The following is a 16904-nucleotide window of genomic DNA, read 5'->3' on the forward strand; positions in this document are numbered from 1 at the left end:
TGACCTGAGCGGCGACGGCCCTAACGGCCGGCCCGGCAACCATCCGCCGGCCGGCCCGGCCACCGCCCCCACCGCCGCCGTACCCGGCGGCCGCCTCGGCCGGCGTCGCGGCAACACCACCATCACGCCGCAGGGCACGCCCAACCGCCGCAACACCGAGCTGGCCCTGCTGGCCTTCGCCGTCCTGGTGCCGATGCTGGCGTACGCCAACGTGGGCCTGGCCATGGACAAGAAGCTGCCCGCCGGCATGCTCGGCTACGGCCTGGGCATGGGCGCGCTCGCGCTGGTCGCGCACCTGGCGATGCGCCGCTTCGCGCCGTACGCCGACCCGCTGCTGCTGCCGCTGGGCACCCTGCTCAACGGGCTCGGCCTGGTGATGATCTGGCGGCTGGACAAGGCCGGCAAGCTGCTGGCCAAGAACTACGCGGCGGCGCCCAACCAGCTGATGTGGTCGGGCCTGGGCATCGCGTTCTTCATCGTGGTGATGATCTTCCTCAAGGACCACCGGGTCCTCCAGCGCTACACCTACATCTCGATGGCGGTGGCGCTGGTGCTGCTCGCCGCCCCCGCCTTCTTCCCGGCGCGCGAGGGCGACTTCGGTGCGAAGATCTGGATCCACCTCGGCCCGCTCTCGTTCCAGCCGGGCGAGTTCGCGAAGATCATCCTGACGGTGTTCTTCGCCGGCTACCTGATGGTCAAGCGGGACGCGCTGGCCCTGGCCAGCCGCCGCTTCATGGGCCTGTACCTGCCGCGCGGGCGCGACCTCGGCCCGATCATCGCGATCTGGCTGGTCAGCCTGCTGATCCTGATCTTCGAGAACGACCTCGGCTCGTCCTTCCTGTTCTTCGGCCTCTTCGTGGTGATGCTCTACGTCGCCACCGAGCGCACCAGCTGGATCGTCTTCGGCCTGCTGATGTCGATCGGCGGCGCGACCATGGTCGCCTCCACCGCCAGCCACGTGAAGGTCCGCATCGACGCCTGGCTCGACCCGATGGCCGCCTTCGGCCCGAACGCGCCCAAGGGCTCCAGCGACCAGATCGGCCAGGCCCTGATGGCCATGGGCTCGGGCGGGGTGACCGGCACCGGGCTGGGCCAGGGCCGCTCCTGGCTGATCGGCTTCGCCGCCAAGAGCGACTTCATCCTCGGCTCCTTCGGCGAGGAGCTCGGCCTGACCGGCCTGATGGCGATCTTCCTGCTCTACGGGCTGATCGTGCAGCGCGGCCTGCGCACCGCGGTCGCCGCCCGCGACCCGTTCGGCAAGCTGTTCGCGGTGGGCCTGTCCTCGGCTCTCGCGCTCCAGGTGTTCGTGGTGGCCGGCGGTGTCACCGGGCTCATCCCGCTGACCGGTATGACCATGCCCTTCATGGCCCAGGGTGGTTCCTCGGTGGTCGCCAACTGGGCCCTCATCGCCATCCTGCTGAAGATCAGCGACAGCGCCCGCCGCCCCGGGGTGGAACCGACCCCGGCCACCGAAACGTGAACCATCAGTGCGATTGAATGAGCAGCTGTCCGATGCGCTGACCGGTACGAGGAGGGGATCCGTCTCATGAACAAGCCCATTCGCCGGGTCTCGATCTTCTGCCTCGTGCTGATCCTGGCCCTGATGGTGCGCACCAACTGGGTGCAGGGTGTCCAGGCCGAGAGCTGGGCGTCGAACAAGAACAACAAGCGCAACGAGTACGACCGCTTCGCCTACCCGCGCGGCAACATCATCGTCGGCGGCGAGCGCGTCACCAACTCCGACTTCGTCGACGGCCTGCGCTACAAGTACAAGCGCTCCTGGGTCGACGGCCCGCTCTACGCGCCCGTCACCGGGTACTCCTCGCAGGTCTTCAAGACCTCGCAGCTGGAGAGCCTGGAGGACGGCATCCTCTCCGGCACCGACGACCGGCTGTTCTTCCGCAACACCCTCGACATGCTCACGGGTGAGCAGAAGAAGGGTGGCGACGTCGTCACGACGATCAACCCCAAGGCGCAGAAGGCGGCCTTCGAGGGCCTGGGCAACAAGAAGGGCGCGGCCGTCGCCATCGACCCGCGCACCGGCGCGATCCTGGCGCTGGTCTCCACGCCCTCGTACGACCCCGGCACCTTCGCGGGCGCCGAGAAGTCCGACGGCGAGGCCAAGGCCAAGCTCGACGCCGACCCGAACAAGCCGATGCTCAACCGCGCGCTGCGCGAGACGTACCCGCCCGGCTCGACGTTCAAGCTGGTCACCGCCGCCGCCGCGTTCGAGAACAACATCTTCCAGAGCATCGACGACCCGACCGACACCCCGGCCCCCTACATCCTGCCGGGGACGAGGACCGAGCTGAAGAACGAGAGCAGCACCGAGCCCTGCGAGAACGCGACGCTCAGGACCGCCCTCGCCGTCTCCTGCAACACCGTCTACGGCAAGATCGGCGCCGACCTCGGCAAGGACAAGATGCGCGAGCAGGCCGAGAAGTTCGGCTTCAACGCCACCGTCGACACCCCGATCCGCTCCACCGCCAGCGTCTACCCGAAGGACTCCACCCCGGACGGCACCGCGCTGGACTCGATCGGCCAGCACGACACCAAGGCCACCCCGCTGCAGATGGCGATGGTCTCCGCGGCCATCGCCAACAACGGCACCCTGATGCAGCCCTACCTGGTCGACGAGGAGCGCTCGGCGAGCCTGACCACCATCTCCAAGCACACCGAGAAGAAGCTCGGCCAGCCGATCAGCCCGGCCACCGCGCAGAAGCTCCAGGACATGATGGTCAGCGTGGTCGAGGATGGTCAGGGCACCGGCCACAACGCCCGGATCCCCGGTCTGAAGGTGGGCGGCAAGACGGGTACCGCCCAGCACGGCGAGGACAACAACGGCCTGCCGTTCGCCTGGTTCACCTCCTGGGCCAAGGGCGACAACGGCCAGTCGGTGGCGATCGCGGTGGTCGTCGAGGACGGCTCCAACAACCGTGACGGCATCAGCGGCGGCCGGCTCGCCGCGCCGATCGCCAAGGCCATGATGCAGGCGGTGCTGGGCAAGTAGCCGACCCCGGGTGGACCCGCTCGGTGGGTGGCGATCCGAGTGCGGCGATGGTCACGATCGGCACCCCCCTTCTGATACCGGTCTGGTATCGGCTGGCGGCCGACTCCGGTTGCGCTCGGCGCGACCGGTAGCGTATCCGCAAGCAGCGGTTGTGCCCGTTGCCCGCCTTCTGGGCGTCGTGGGGCCCTTCTCACAGAACCACGGTGGCCCGGGCGGCGTCACACAGAGCGTGCGGGGACACCTACGTCACATCCTCACCGGCCGGTGAGGGAGAGGGTCGGAACTATGGAAGAGCCTCGTCGCCTCGGCGGCAGGTACGAGCTCGGCGGCGTCCTAGGACGCGGCGGCATGGCCGAGGTGTACCTCGCCCATGACTCCCGGCTCGGCCGCTCCGTCGCAGTGAAGACGCTCCGGGCCGACATGGCCCGGGATCCGTCGTTCCAGGCCCGCTTCCGCCGCGAGGCGCAGTCCGCGGCGTCCCTGAACCACCCAGCGATCGTCGCCGTGTACGACACCGGCGAGGACTACATCGACGGCATCTCCATCCCGTACATCGTGATGGAGTACGTCGAGGGCTCCACGCTGCGCGAGCTGCTGCACTCCGGGCGGCGGTTGCTGCCCGAGCGCGCGCTGGAGATGACGATCGGCATCCTCCAGGCCCTGGAGTACTCGCACCGGGCCGGCATCGTGCACCGCGACATCAAGCCCGCCAACGTGATGCTGACCCGCCAGGGCAACGTCAAGGTGATGGACTTCGGCATCGCGCGCGCCATGGGCGACGCCGGTATGACCATGACCCAGACCTCGGCCGTGATCGGCACCGCGCAGTACCTCTCCCCGGAGCAGGCCAAGGGCGAGCAGGTCGACGCCCGCTCCGACCTCTACTCCACCGGCTGCCTGCTGTACGAGCTGCTGACCGTCCGCCCGCCGTTCGTGGGCGACTCCCCGGTCGCGGTGGCCTACCAGCACGTGCGGGAGGAGGCCCAGCCGCCGTCCGTCTACGACCCGGAGGTCCGCCCCGAGATCGACGCGATCGTGCTCAAGGCGCTCGCCAAGGAGCGGGACTACCGCTACCAGAGCGCCGACGAGATGCGCGACGACATCGAGCGCTTCCTCGACGGTCTGCCGGTGGCGGCCGCCCAGCAGGCCGCGTACGGCGCGGGCGCCGGGTACGGCTACGACCAGTACGGCCAGGGCGGCCAGCCGAACGACCCGTACGGCCAGACCAACGTGCTGCCGCAGCAGCCCGGTGGCGGCCCGACCACGCTGCTGCCGCAGGTCGGCGCCCCGCAGCAGGGCTACGGCCAGGGCGGGTACCAGGACGACGGCTACGGACAGGGCGGCGGCAACGACGGCTACGACGACGGCTACGGCCGCGGTGGCCGGCGTGGCCAGGAGCCGCCGAAGAAGAACAACACCTCCTGGATCGTGCTGGCGGTGGCCGCCGTGCTGGTCCTGGTCGGCACCTTCTTCGTGGCCCAGGCCATGTTCAGCGGCGGTGACAAGAAGTCGTCCGGCTCGGCCAAGCTGGTCGCCCCGAACCTGGTCGGCAAGAGCCTCGCGGAGGCGAAGACGGCCGCGCAGGCCGCCGGCGGCAAGCTCGTGGTGACCGAGGGCGACAAGGCGGCCTGCCCGGACACCAACATCAAGAAGGACCAGGTCTGCTCCCAGGACCCGGTCGTCGGCAGCCCGATCGCCGAGACCGCGACCATCAAGGTGCAGCTCTCCTCCGGCCCCGCCAAGGCGAACGTGCCGACCGTCGTGGGCAAGAGCAAGGACGCCGCGATCAAGGCGCTCCAGGAGGCCGGCTTCACCAACATCGCCACGCCCGAGTACAAGGACGACGACTCCGCGCCGCTCGACCAGGTGCTCACCCAGGACCCGCCGGCCGGCGGCGCCGCGGACCCGCAGACGCCGATCAAGCTGCAGGTCTCGCAGGGCAAGCAGAAGACGCCCGTCCCGGGTGTGCAGGGCCAGACCAAGGAGGCGGCCACCGCCGCGCTGGAGGCCGCCGGCTTCCAGGTCGACGCCACCAAGACGATCGCCGCGCCCGACCCGAGCAAGGCCAACACCGTCGCCTCGCAGACCCCCCCGGCGAACACCAAGGCCGCGGCCGGCACGAAGATCGTGCTCACCATCTTCAAGACGCCGGACAAGGTCACCGTGCCGGCCGACCTGCGCGGCAAGACGGTCAAGGACGCGGTGGCCGCGCTCAAGGCGGCGGGCCTGCAGTGGAGCTTCGCCGGGCTTCCGGGCGAGAGCAACAACACCGTCATGAACTACAGCCCCGGACCGAACGAACTGGTCGACCCTGGCACGTCGGTCCAGCTGCTGATCGGGCCGCCCGCCAAAGGGAACGACCCCACCACCACCCCGACACCGGGGAACACCCGGCCCGGGAGCCCCGGCGGAATCATCGGCGGGAACAACTGAGGACTGACGGCTTACGCCTGACGAGAACGACCGCTGACGGCCCGGGGGCCGCCGACGCCGAAGGGCGTGGGCGGCCCCCGGTCGCGGTTCCGGTGCCACCGGCCTCATCGGGGCTCATCCGGCCTCCTGCGGGCCCGGGACGGCCCGGGAGAGCCCGCCATGGCCTGGCCGGGCGCCCGGCCAGGCCAACGGCGTCAGGGCAGGCCTGGCGTCAGGGCAGGCCTGGCGTCAGGGGCAGGTCCGGCGTCAGGGGCAGGTCCGGCGTCAGGGGCAGGTCCGGCGTCAGGGCCTTGGCGTCAGGGCCTTGGCGTCGGAGGCCGGACCGCCGGGGCGTCAGCGCAGTTCGGCCGGCGGGGTGCGCGCGGCGTCCACCGGGTCCACCCGCACCAGGCTGCCCCAGACCGCCATCCGGTAGCGCGAGGTGTACACCGGCGTGCAGGTCGTCAAGGTGACGTACCGCCCGGGGGAGTGATAGCCCGAGCCCTTGGGCACCGGCGCGACGATGCCGGTGTCGTACTTGGAGGTCTCCGGCAGGGTGGAGTCCACCCGGTAGACGTACCAGCTGTCCCTGGTCTCGACGACGATCGCGTCGCCCTTCTTCAGCGCGTCCAGGTCGTGGAACTTGGCGCCGTGCCCGTCCCGGTGCGCGGCCAGCGCGAAGTTGCCCTGCTCGTCCCAGGGCATCGCCGAACGGTACGGCTGCTCGTACACGCCGGCCACGCCCTCGGACAGGGTGGCGGCGTCGGTGCCCATCCTGATCAGCACCTGGTAGCCGCTGCCCATCGCCGGGACGTGCAGGAAGCCGACCGCGTCGCCCGCCGCGTAGCTCTGCCCGGCCGCAGGTGGCTGCGAAGGCACCCGCCCGCCGGCCGAGGGGCCCGGTGCCGGCGCCGGGGCCGACCAGGCGCCCCGCAGCTGATCGCCCGCCCGGTCGGCCTTGCGGTCCGCCAGCACGTCCGTCCACCAGAGCGAGTAGCCGACGAACAGGGCCAGCACCAGGCCGAGGGTTATCAGCAGCTCGCCGAGGAGCCCCAGGGCGGCCAGCGCGAGGCCTCCCCGCCGCGCGGGCGCGGGGGTCCCCTGCGGGGCGGGATCGGCCTCGGGCCGGTCCGCGGGGCTGGTCGACTGCTCGGTCACGCTCGTCCGCCTTGCCGTATTCAGATGATCAGATCGAGGTCGCCCCGGACCGGCTCTAGTTGCCACCCAGCGCGGTCGGCTTGCCCTGGCTCCGGGGCCGTTCCTCGACCATCTTCCCGAAGAGGATCAGACGGGCCTTGGAGCTGAACTCCGGGGTGCAGGTGGTGAGCGTGATGTACTTCCCGGCCTGGGTGTACCCCGAGCCCTTGGGGATCGGCTGGATCACGCTGACGTTGGACGGCGGCGTCTCCGGGATGCCGCCGGTGATCTCATACGTGAAGTACGAGGTCGCGGTCTCCACGACGACCTTGTCTCCCTTGGAGAGCTGGTTGATGTGCCGGAACGGCTCACCGTGGGTGTTGCGGTGCGCGGCCAGTGCGAAGTTGCCGCTCTTGTCGCCGGGCATCGCGGTGCCGGTGTAGTGCCCGACCAGGCCCTTGTCCAGGACGTTCGGCTTGGAGGTGCCCTCCGCGATCGGGAAGGTCAGCCCGAGCTTGGGCAGGTGGATGATCGCGAAGCCCTTGCCGGGGGCGAACGCCTCCGGGGCCTTGCTGGCGTCCGGCTGCGGCTGGCCCGGGGCCGGCTGCTGACCGACGGCCTGGAACTGCTGCTCCAGTTGGTTGCGCGCGTCCCCGGCGGCCTGGTCGGCCTGCACGTTGGTCCACCACAGCTGATACGAGACGAACAGCAGCATCACCAGGCCGAGCGTGATGCACAGCTCGCCGGTCAGCCGCGCGGCCACCACGCCCACCGACTCCCTGGGCCGGACCCGCGCCTCCGCGCCCCGCCCGGACGCCCGCCGCCGACCACTGCCGGAGCGCACCGAGGGCCGCCCCTGGGCTGCCCTGCGGCGCTCCGCCCGGCCGCCCGCGGGCGGGGCCGGGTCGGCGCCCTGCTGCGGGATTGTGCGCAGCTGGAGGGTCTGGTCAGCGAGCCACGGGTACTCGGGCACACCCTGGATCTCGCCGGGCAGCACACCCGACGGCTCACCCCGTGTCTCGCCCGGCGCGCTGCCGTACGGCTCGTAGACGCCCCAGCCGTCCGGCAGCGGCTCGTCGCCCCCGCCGTGGCCGCTGTGACCGCCGTGGCCGCCCTGGCGGGCCTGGTCGCCCTGGTAGCCACCACGGGCGTGCCCGGCGCCGTACGGGCCGCCGTACGCCCCCTCGCCGCCGTACGCGCCGCCACCGGCGTACGGCTGCGCACCGTACTGCCCCGGGTCGTACTGCCCCCCGCCGTGGCCCTCGCCACCGGCCTGGTAGCGCCCCTCCGGGCGCACCGCGGTCACGCGGCTCAGCCTCGCCCGATCACCGGGGCGAGCCCGGCCGAACGGCCGACCGCATCCGGGTCACCGCACTCCGCGAGCCAGTTGGCGAGCATCCGGTGGCCGCCCTCTGTGAGCACCGACTCCGGGTGGAACTGCACACCCTCCACCAGCCGCTCGCGGTGGCGCAGCCCCATGATCACGCCGCTCCCGGTCCTGGCCGTCACCACCAGCTCCTGCGGCACGGTGGCCGGGTCGACCGCCAGCGAGTGGTAGCGGGTCGCGGTCATCGGCGAGGGCAGGCCCTCGAACACCCCGCCGTCCTCGTGCTCGACCAGCGAGGTCTTGCCGTGCAGCAACTCGGGCGCCCGACCGACCACCGCGCCGTAGGCCACCGCGATCGACTGCAGCCCCAGGCAGACCCCGAACAGCGGCAGCCCGATCCGCGCGCAGTGGTGCACCATCTCGATGCAGACCCCGGCCTCCTCGGGACCACCTGGCCCCGGCGAGAGCAGCACCCCGTCGAAGCCGGCCGCGCCGTCGCGGCGCGCCGCGTGATCGACCGTCACCTCGTCGTTGCGCACCACCTCGCAGGTGGCGCCCAGCTGGTAGAGGTACTGGACCAGGTTGAAGACGAAGCTGTCGTAGTTGTCCACGACCAGGATGCGCGGCGAGCTCGGCGGGGTCGTCATACGCGTGCTACTCCGGTGAGGTGCGGGGGCTGGGAGTGGGGGAGCGGGCCGCCGGTCAGCCGGCGTCGGCGCCTCCGTCCACTGTGACGTCACCGAAGGGCAGCAGCGGTTCCGCCCAGGGGAAGACGTACTGGAACAGCAGGTAGACCACCCCGAGTACGAGGAGCAGCGCGAGGACGGCGCGGACCAGCGTGTTCCCCGGCAGATGACGCCAGATCCAGCCGTACATGGTGCTCCCTCGACGTAAAGGTTGGGCTCAAGACTAGACCGCCCACCGCACCGGTACGGCGGCTACCGCCCACCTTCGGGGCCCGGATGCGCCGCAGCCCCCGTTCTACTGGCCCGTCGCCGAACGCAGATCGACCGTCCCGGAGTAACCCGGCACCGCCAGGTCGCCGCTCTCCTGGACCTTCCAGCCCAGGCCGTAGGCCTGCACGTACTGGAGGTAGTTGCGAATGGTGGGATCCGCGTCCACCGCGGAGCGCAGTCCGTCGGCCTTGCCCACCGCCTTGATCACGTACGGCGGCGAGTAGACCCGCCCCTGGAGCAGCAGCGTGTTGCCCACGCAGCGCACGGCGCTGGTGGAGATCAGCCGCTGGTCCATCACCTGGATGCCCTCGGCGCCGCCCCGCCACAGGGCGTTGACCACGGCCTGGATGTCCTGCTGGTGGATCACCAGGTCGTTGACGCCGGGCTCGGGGACGCCCGGGATGCGGGCGGTGGCGTTGGGCGGCGCGTCATTGAGGGTGACGGTCAGCCCGGGCCCCTGGAGCGGGGCCAGCGCGGCGCCCTGCTGGAGCTCGCCGAGCCGCGCGGCCTCGGCCGGGCTCTGCCCCCGCTGCTCGGTGAGCTCCTGGGAGCGGACCTGGAGGTCGGCGAGCTGCGCCTGCGCCTGCTGGTTCTGGGCGCTGCGCTGGCGTATCACGTCGCTCAGGCGCAGCAGCGAGTTGTCCGTGCGCAGATCGGTGCCGCGGGCGGCGTGCGCGCTGACATAGAAGAGCAGTCCGGCGAGCGCGAAGACGGTGCAGGTCAGGGCACGGCCGACAAATCGGGTGCGTCTGACACGGGTGGGGGCGGACCCAGGGGGAATCGACAAATTAGGCACCGTACCCTTATCTCCTTCAGACCCGCCGAGCCACTACGCTAACGGACGCCGGTGGCATGTGCGGAGCGCCCCGGCAGGTGCGCCCCGGACGCCGTCCGGGGCCTGTCTGCCGTTCGGTTCCCGTACCGCCCGGTTCGCGTCCCACAGCCGCCCCGCCCCGCTGCACCCTGCGCGGTCTCACAGCGCATCGACAGGAGAGCTCCTCGTGCCGAAGTCTCGACTCCGCAAGAAGTCCGACTACACCCCGCCGGTCCAGACGACCGCGGTGAAGATCAGCTCCGGCCGGAGCTGGGTGGCGCCGCTGATGCTGGCACTCTTCCTGGTCGGGCTGGTGTGGATCGTCACCTACTACGTCACCAGCGGCACCTGGCCGGTGGAGAGCTGGCGGAACTGGAACATCCTGGTGGGCTTCGGCTTCATCGCCGCGGGGTTCGGCGTCTCCACCCAGTGGAAGTGAGTCGGGCCCCGCGCGCCCGACCCTCCGCTTCACCGCAGCGTCCAGCCCGCGCCGGCGACCGCCGGGGCGGGCCGAGGGCTGTCCGGACCCGGCTGGGCCGGTAGCACCTTCTGCTTATCCACATGGTTATCCACACTGGGGAAAAGTAGGCCCAGCCTGTGGATAACTCGGGCCGCGGGCGTTCTCCAAAGCCGCACCCGGGGCCCTGCGGACCGCCGGTTTCGCCAGGAGGACACGCGTAGACCAGCCACACGGGCGATATCCGCCGATCCGGCTGTGCACAGCCGTGCGCGCGCTGTGGACAACGCCTGACCGCTCCTCAGGGACACGGCCGTCCACCGGCGGAAGTCCCGAACTCGCACCGGAGGGCGGGCGCCACATCGGCGCGGCGCGGTCGGCCGGGGGTCGGCCGGGGGTCGGGGGCAGCTGAGGGACGGCCGCCCGTTCACCCGTTCAGCCGGGCCGTCTCCAGCAGCACCATCGCCAGCACCGCCCCCAGCACCAGCACCACGGTCAGCGCCTGGACGAGATCGCGACGGGCGCGCGGGGCGTACATCATCCCGACAGCGGTCAGGGCACCGGCCATCAGCCCGCCCAGGTGGGCCCGCCAGTCGATCCCGGGGATCGAGAAGGTGACCACCAGGTTGAACACCAGCAGCGCGATCACCGGCCCCAGCGGCGTCCTGGTCCGGTAGAACAGCACCGCCGTGGCGCCGAACAGCCCGAAGATCGCCCCCGAGGCCCCCAGCGAGTCCAGCCGGCCGCCGGCCAGCAGATAGGCGAACGCGCTCCCGGCCAGCCCGGAGACCAGGTAGAGGGCGAGGAAGCGGATCCGCCCCAGGGTCCGCTCCAGCGTCGGGCCCATCCACCAGAGCGCCAGCATGTTGGTCGCGATGTGCCAGATCTGAAGGTGCAGGAAGGTCGCGGTGAGCAGCCGGTACCACTGGTCGGGCCCCGCCGCGACACCGTACGACTGCCCGCCGAACTGCGGGCCGCCGCGGCTGTAGAGCACCAGGTCCTGCCAGAGCCAGTCCCCGTAGACGTAGGCCGCCAGGACGAACACCACCAGGTTGATCCCGATCAGGATCCTGGTGACCAGCGCACCGTCCGCCGTCAGCCGCCCGCCGAAGTGCGTCCTGGCCGGGCGCTCCTCACGCCGGCCGCCGCCGACGCACTCGGGGCACTGGAAGCCCACCGAGGCACTCACCATGCACTGCGGGCAGATCGGACGGCCGCAGCGGGCACAGGCGATGCCCGTCTCGCGCTCCGGGTGCCGGTAGCAGCGGGGCGGGCCTGCGGTGCCCCCTCCTGGCCCGTGCGGGTGCTCCGCGGGCGGCTGGGCTTCGTCCGGCAGCATCCGGGGGTCCCTCCTCATCGCCGATCCCGGTGAGGCCTTCGCCGTACGGAGTACCACCGGGATCGCCAGGCTACTGCGGGGCCGGGTCAGCTGCGGCCGATCTCCACGGACCTGATCACGACGTCCTCGAAGGGCCGGGCCTCCGCGGTCGTCGGGAGCTTGGAGATCTTCTCCACCACGGCCCGGCTCGCGGGGTCGACGACCTCGCCGAAGATGGTGTGCTTCCTGGTCAGCCAGGGGGTCCGGGCGACCGTGACGAAGAACTGCGAGCCGTTGGTGCCCGGGCCCGAGTTGGCCATCGCCAGCAGGAACGGCTTGGTGAACGCCAGGTCCGGGTGGAACTCGTCGGGGAACTTGTAGCCCGGGCCGCCGGTGCCCTGGCCGAGCGGGTCCCCGCCCTGGATCATGAAGTCGCCGATCACGCGGTGGAAGAGCGTCCCGTCGTACAGCTTGTCCGCGGAGACCTCGCCGGTGGCCGGGTGGGTCCACTCACGGGTGCCCTCTGCGAGCCCGACGAAGTTGGCGACCGTCTTCGGTGCGTGGTTCGGGAAGAGCTCGACCACGATGTCCCCGTGGCTGGTCTTCAGGGTGGCGGTGAGCTTCGCGGCCACGGGATGCCTTCCTCTGCACGTCTTCTACGCGTCTTCGTACCTTGCTGACAGGACGAAGCATCCCATGTCCTGCCGCAGCGCCGTCGGCCGCGGGGGCCCACCGCGCTCACGGTCCGTGCGCAGCCCCTCACACCGCCCCGCGTACGGCCCATTCCGGCGCGCCGGTGAGCAGATCAGGATGCATGATCAGCAATCAGGTGGAAATGTGCATACAGGACGCCACCCGAGGAGGAGAGCAGACTCGTGATCCGTATGGACTCAGCTCGTGAGACGGCCGGCAAGACCCGGGACACCCTCGCGCCCTATGCCGCCACCGCCAAGGACACCGCGCTTCAGCTCGCGGACGAGGCCAAGCAGCGTCTGGGCCCCACCCTGGAGGCCCTCGGCCCAAAGGTCGCCGCCGCCCCCGGCCAGGCGAGGAACAGTGCCGCCCAGGCCGCCATCGCCGCCCGCGTCCGGTACGACAAGCATGTCGCCCCGCAGCTGGGCCATGCCTTCGCCAGCCTCCCGCCGGAGGCCCAGCAGAGCACCCTCAAGGCCATCCACCGGGCTCAGGAGGCCGCTCTGGCCGCCAAGATCTCCGCCACCCGCGCGGCCGACCAGGCGCGCTCCACGGTCACCCCCAGGGTCGTACAGGTGGTCGAGGAGACCCGCGCCGTGATCGTGCCGGCCGCCCAGGAGGCCCAGATCCGCGGCGCCGCCGCGCTCACCGCCCTCCAGGGCCACGTCAGCGCCGCGGAGATCAGCGAGATCGCCGCCAAGAACATCAAGAAGGAGCAACGCAACGGCTGGGCCACCGGCCTCGCCGTGGCCGGCACCATCGCGATCGGCGGCGGCGTGCTGGCCTGGCAGTGGTGGCGGCGCCAGAGCAGTCCCGAGTGGCTGGTCGAACCCCCGACCGCACCCGGACACCAGCAGCAGGGCTCGCAGGAAGGCGGCGCGCAGCGGCCCGGCGGTTCGCACGTGGCGGGCAGCGAGGCGAGCACCCCGCTCAACGGCTCCGCGGGCGCCGAGCACTCCGGCCCCGACACGGCGGCCACGGGCGGCGGCACGGCCTCCGGGTCGGACCGGCCCTCCCCCGGCGCCACGCCCGACCAGCCGGCCCCGCACGACGAGCGGCCCAAGCCGCACGACCCGCGCAAGCCGCACTGAGCGGGCGGCCGGGACGCGCGATCTGCGGCACCGGCGCCTCGACCGGCCCCACCGGCCCGGAAAACACCTCGGCCGCTGACCTGATCCCAGGTCAGCGGCCGGTTTCGTGCCGAACGCTGTGGAGCTTAGGAGACTCGAACTCCTGACATCTGCCTTGCAAAGGCAGCGCTCTACCAACTGAGCTAAAGCCCCGGGACGGCGCTGTGCGCACCGCCAGGCACTAGCGTACCGGGTCCGCGCGCGAATCCCACGCGGGATTCCCCCGGACCTCGGGCCGCAGCACCGAGCAGGCGAGGCCGGCCCAGCCGGAGGGCTGAGCCGACCCGCCCCTGGGAGCCCCGCACGGGGCTCCCGAAGATCGTCAGTGACGTCAGCGGGCGCCGGCCGGGACCGGGTCGGTGGCCTCGGTCCACAGGTCCTGCTCGGCGCGGTCCGCCTGGACCTGACGGTAGACAAAGAAGCCGCCGAGGGCGACCAGGGCGACCAGGAGAAGCTTCTTCACCGCGGGACCTCGTCCTTCTTGCGTAGCGGACTCAACAGCGCGCTCCGGCCGGATTTGGCCGAACCGGCGAGTCCATGAGTGTTTCGAGCACGAACAGGCGACCGGGGTGGCAGACCGCCTTGCGGCCGATGATACACACCGGTGTCCCAATCGTGACCAGCCGCCACCGGGTCCAACCGGCCGGTCCGGCCGGAGGATTGACGCCATGCCTCCTGTCGTACGGTCGGCCCGGCCCCGACGGGGCCCGAACGGGCGCCGGACCGGCACAGGAGCGGCACCGGGCGGGCACCCGCGCACCACGGCGGAGCCACCTGCCGCCCCGCCGGCTGCCCAGGACCGCACGGCTCGGGGCGTGACCCCGGGCCGTACGGCCCCACGGCGGGAGCGGCGGTCAGCGCCGCCGGGCGCGCCGCAGCTCGGCGATGTCGCGCCGGATCATCCGGATGTCACCGCGCACCGCCCGCAGGTCCTCCCCGTACTGGCAGAGGCGCTCGCCCATCGCCATGATCACGGCGCCGTGCGCGTCGAGCCGGCTCTCGATCCGGCCGAACCGCTCCTCCGCCGGCACCCGGTCGCTCTCCCGCCCCGACGGCCCGGATGCCGACGGCCCGGACGCCGAGAGCCGGGAGGGCGGATCGAACGGCTCCAGCCCGTCGATCTTCCGCCGCCAGGCCTCACCCTCGGGATCGCGCCGCAGCGCCTCGTACTCGTCCCAGTGCAGCTCGTGACGCCGCCTGCGCGGGCGCATCACCGTCCGGGGCTCCTCCTCGCCGGCCCAGGTGGAGGGCCCGGATCGCCGGGCGGCCTCCGCGACGTCCAGCAGATGACCGCGCACCCGCCGGGCGACCTCGCTGTCCCGCAGCAGCATCGCGATGTTGAGCACCGCCCGCCTGGGGTACACGGTCAGGCTCCGACGGGCCTGTGGATAACTCCCGATTGAGAGTGACATGTTGTCACTCTCGAAACTCCGCAGGTCAGCGCCTCGCAGGACGACCACCCCGCTCTCCGACAGCTCCGCGCGGTGCCGGACCACCAGCTGCCTGACGATGTCCTCACCGACCTCGAAGTAGTCGGCGACCATCCGGGTGGTCACGTGCACCCCGTCGGGGAGCAGCATGAGGATCTTGACCTTGTCGAGCACGTCGATTCGCGTGCTCAGACTGCCGCGCAGCGTGCGCGACTCCAACAGGGCGGCTTCCATGGACATGGACGTCCTCCACGCTCGAAGTGAAGTGTGAACCGCCCGATCACCCAGGGCGGGCGGGGCCGGAGCATCCGCCAGCAGGAGCAGAGGTCGCGTTACGTCCTACGGATCCAATGACCGGTTCTGACGCCCGGCTATCCCCAACTTCACAACGGTTTCGAGTCGTCCCACCCCATGTGCCTCTGCGCAACCGGTAGAACGAGCCGGCGAGACGCAGGTCACGGCCCAGCGCGGAGATCCTTCACCCCGCGCGGCCGGCCCTCGGCCGAATTCGGCCGGACATGGCGCAAGGCCCGGAGTGAGATCACTCCGGGCCTTCCGCGTCGGTGGGCCTAACAGGACTTGAACCTGTGGCCTCTTCCTTATCAGGGAAGCGCTCTAACCGTCTGAGCTATAGGCCCTTGCCGCACTGAAAGATTAGCGGACCGATGGCCGATCTCCCAAATCCGTATCGCCGGCCCTCCCGGGAGCGGATGTCCGGGCGGCGTCGGGGGTGTCGGACCAGGGGGTGGCCGGGGTGGTGGACGAGGTCCGGTCGGCCCGCCGCAGCTCAGGGCGGTGCGCGGGGGCCAGCCACTGCTCGCGGGTGGCCGGCAGCGCGGCGGCGCCGTCCTCGCGGGTGCGGACGGCCAGGACCTGGTTGACCCCGATCCGGTTCTCCTCGAAGGCCAGCGCGGACGCCGCCATGTACAGCCGCCAGACCCGGGCCCGGCCGCGGCCGACCAGCCGGACTGCCTCCTGCCAGTGCGCCTCCAGGTTGGCCACCCACTCGCGCAGGGTCAGCCCGTAGTGCTCCCGCAGCGACTCGACGTCCCGCACCTCGAAGCCGGCCTCCTCCAGCAGCGCGACCGTCGAGCCCACCGGCGACAGCTCACCATCCGGGAAGACGTACCTGCGAATGAAGGGACTGGCCTCGTACGGCTCCCCCGGGCGGGTGGGGCGGCGGGCGATCTGGTGGTTGAGCAGCCGCCCGCCCGGCGTCAGCAGGCCGTACAGGCTCTCGGCGTACAGCAGGTACTGCGCGGAGCCGACGTGTTCGGCCATCCCCACGCTGGAGATCGCGTCGAACGGGCCGTCCGGGATCTCCCGGTAGTCCTGGAGGCGGACCTCCACCCGGCCGGACAGCCCGGCCTCGCTGATCCGCCGGCGGGCCAGCGCCACCTGCTCGGCCGAGATCGACACCCCGACGGCCTCGACACCGTAGTGCCGCGCGGCGTGCAGCAGCAGGGAGCCCCAGCCGCAGCCGACGTCCAGCAGGCGCAACCCCGGGCGCAGGCCCAGCTTGCGGCAGATCAGGTCGAGCTTGGCCTCCTGGGCGTCCTCCAGGCTCTTGGCGGCCGGCGTCCAGTAGGCGCACGAGTAGACCATCGAGGAGCCCAGCACGAGAGCGTAGAAGTCGTTGCCGACGTCGTAGTGGTGGCTGATCGCGGCACGGTCCCGGCTGCGGCTGTGCAGCCGGCCCTTCACGGCCCTGGCCTCCTCGCGCGGGGCGCTCGGCTGCGGCCCCAGCACACCGGCCCGCAGCAGGGTGCGCAACAGCCGGCGACCGCCCGGCCCGGTGACCTCCCGCAGGCCGAGGTCGAGGCGGCGGATCTGCGGCAGCTCGGCGAAGTGCGCGGCGGCCGCCAGCACCTCGTAGAGGTCGGCGTCGGGAGCGAGTTCGAGGTCGCCGCAGACGTAGGCCCTGGCCAGCCCGAGCTCGTTGGGCTGCCAGAGCAGGCGGCGGACGGCACGGCGGTTGCGCAGGACCAGGGTGGGCGCTCCGGGCGGCCCGGCGACGCTGCCGTCCCAAGCCCGGACGCGCAGCGGGAGCGCAACCCCCAGCAGGCCCTCCAGCGCTTTGACCATGTCCCCTGCGAGCTCAGCCATGGCACGCCTCCGTCCAGCCGTAACCGCCGCCGTACCGGCCCCGGCCGAGCGGCCGGGGGGAGTCCCGCAAGGCTCGGAGCACAGCGCGTCCAGCTAATCCCACGGCGCCCGCCG

At 71.6% G+C, this 16904-nt stretch carries 15 protein-coding genes and 2 tRNA genes; 5 read left to right on the forward strand and 12 right to left on the reverse strand.

Annotation, left to right across the window (positions count from 1 at the left end; genetic code table 11):
• Nucleotides 1-121: 121 nt before the first annotated feature.
• The 3 genes from ACIBH3_RS23615 to pknB all read left to right on the forward strand — a co-directional run bounded on the left by ACIBH3_RS23615 (nt 122) and on the right by pknB (nt 5443).
• Nucleotides 122-1480, forward strand: a complete 1359-nt coding sequence (locus ACIBH3_RS23615) for an FtsW/RodA/SpoVE family cell cycle protein (RefSeq protein ID WP_396314092.1) — start codon at nt 122-124, stop codon at nt 1478-1480.
• A 66-nt stretch (nt 1481-1546) separates the two neighbouring features.
• A complete protein-coding gene (locus ACIBH3_RS23620) occupies nt 1547-3010 on the forward strand; it encodes a peptidoglycan D,D-transpeptidase FtsI family protein (protein WP_396314038.1) in 1464 nt (487 codons plus the stop codon).
• Nucleotides 3011-3295: 285 nt separating this feature from the next.
• Nucleotides 3296-5443 (forward strand): Stk1 family PASTA domain-containing Ser/Thr kinase, encoded by a 2148-nt coding sequence (gene pknB / locus ACIBH3_RS23625; protein ID WP_396314039.1) that lies wholly within the window; start codon nt 3296-3298, stop codon nt 5441-5443.
• Between the two features lie 333 nt (nt 5444-5776).
• Here pknB and ACIBH3_RS23630 read toward each other — a convergent pair whose 3' ends face one another.
• The 5 genes from ACIBH3_RS23630 to ACIBH3_RS23650 form a co-directional block, all read right to left on the reverse strand.
• On the reverse strand, nt 5777-6580 hold the full coding sequence (locus ACIBH3_RS23630; protein ID WP_396314040.1) for a class E sortase: 804 nt from the start codon (nt 6578-6580) through the stop codon (nt 5777-5779).
• 55 nt (nt 6581-6635) lie between these two features.
• Nucleotides 6636-7865 carry a class E sortase gene (locus ACIBH3_RS23635; protein WP_396314041.1) on the reverse strand — a complete coding sequence of 410 codons (1230 nt, stop codon included), beginning with the start codon at nt 7863-7865 and terminating at the stop codon, nt 6636-6638.
• A gap of 5 nt (nt 7866-7870) precedes the next feature.
• Complete coding sequence (locus tag ACIBH3_RS23640; protein ID WP_396314042.1) at nt 7871-8533, reverse strand: aminodeoxychorismate/anthranilate synthase component II; 663 nt, start codon at nt 8531-8533, stop codon at nt 7871-7873.
• Between the two features lie 55 nt (nt 8534-8588).
• Nucleotides 8589-8762, reverse strand: a complete 174-nt coding sequence (locus ACIBH3_RS23645; RefSeq protein WP_396314043.1) for a hypothetical protein — start codon at nt 8760-8762, stop codon at nt 8589-8591.
• 105 nt (nt 8763-8867) lie between these two features.
• A complete protein-coding gene (locus tag ACIBH3_RS23650) occupies nt 8868-9629 on the reverse strand; it encodes a DUF881 domain-containing protein (RefSeq protein WP_396314044.1) in 762 nt (253 codons plus the stop codon).
• A gap of 214 nt (nt 9630-9843) precedes the next feature.
• On the opposite strand from ACIBH3_RS23650, the gene crgA reads away from it, so the two are divergent.
• Nucleotides 9844-10095, forward strand: a complete 252-nt coding sequence (crgA, locus tag ACIBH3_RS23655; RefSeq protein WP_396314045.1) for a cell division protein CrgA — start codon at nt 9844-9846, stop codon at nt 10093-10095.
• 445 nt (nt 10096-10540) lie between these two features.
• Here crgA and ACIBH3_RS23660 read toward each other — a convergent pair whose 3' ends face one another.
• A complete protein-coding gene (locus ACIBH3_RS23660) occupies nt 10541-11452 on the reverse strand; it encodes a rhomboid family intramembrane serine protease (RefSeq protein WP_396314046.1) in 912 nt (303 codons plus the stop codon).
• 86 nt (nt 11453-11538) lie between these two features.
• Nucleotides 11539-12063, reverse strand: a complete 525-nt coding sequence (locus tag ACIBH3_RS23665) for a peptidylprolyl isomerase (protein WP_396314047.1) — start codon at nt 12061-12063, stop codon at nt 11539-11541.
• Between the two features lie 252 nt (nt 12064-12315).
• Here ACIBH3_RS23665 and ACIBH3_RS23670 point away from each other — a divergent pair, with 252 nt between their 5' ends.
• A complete protein-coding gene (locus tag ACIBH3_RS23670; RefSeq protein ID WP_396314048.1) occupies nt 12316-13215 on the forward strand; it encodes a DUF5324 family protein in 900 nt (299 codons plus the stop codon).
• A 119-nt stretch (nt 13216-13334) separates the two neighbouring features.
• Here the strand turns inward: ACIBH3_RS23670 and ACIBH3_RS23675 are convergent.
• From ACIBH3_RS23675 to ACIBH3_RS23695, 5 genes are all read right to left on the reverse strand, one after another.
• Nucleotides 13335-13407: transfer RNA gene (locus ACIBH3_RS23675), tRNA-Ala, on the reverse strand.
• A gap of 178 nt (nt 13408-13585) precedes the next feature.
• Nucleotides 13586-13717, reverse strand: a complete 132-nt coding sequence (locus ACIBH3_RS23680) for a DLW-39 family protein (RefSeq protein WP_211785814.1) — start codon at nt 13715-13717, stop codon at nt 13586-13588.
• 391 nt (nt 13718-14108) lie between these two features.
• The gene (locus ACIBH3_RS23685; protein ID WP_396314049.1) at nt 14109-14924 is read right to left on the reverse strand and encodes a hypothetical protein; all 816 of its coding nucleotides are present in this window, start codon (nt 14922-14924) and stop codon (nt 14109-14111) included.
• A 324-nt stretch (nt 14925-15248) separates the two neighbouring features.
• A tRNA-Ile gene (locus ACIBH3_RS23690) sits at nt 15249-15322 on the reverse strand.
• A gap of 16 nt (nt 15323-15338) precedes the next feature.
• Nucleotides 15339-16790 (reverse strand): class I SAM-dependent methyltransferase, encoded by a 1452-nt coding sequence (locus tag ACIBH3_RS23695; protein ID WP_396314050.1) that lies wholly within the window; start codon nt 16788-16790, stop codon nt 15339-15341.
• Nucleotides 16791-16904: the final 114 nt, after the last annotated feature.

Source organism: Kitasatospora sp. NPDC050543 (genome assembly GCF_044457565.1).
Lineage (GTDB): Bacteria > Actinomycetota > Actinomycetes > Streptomycetales > Streptomycetaceae > Kitasatospora.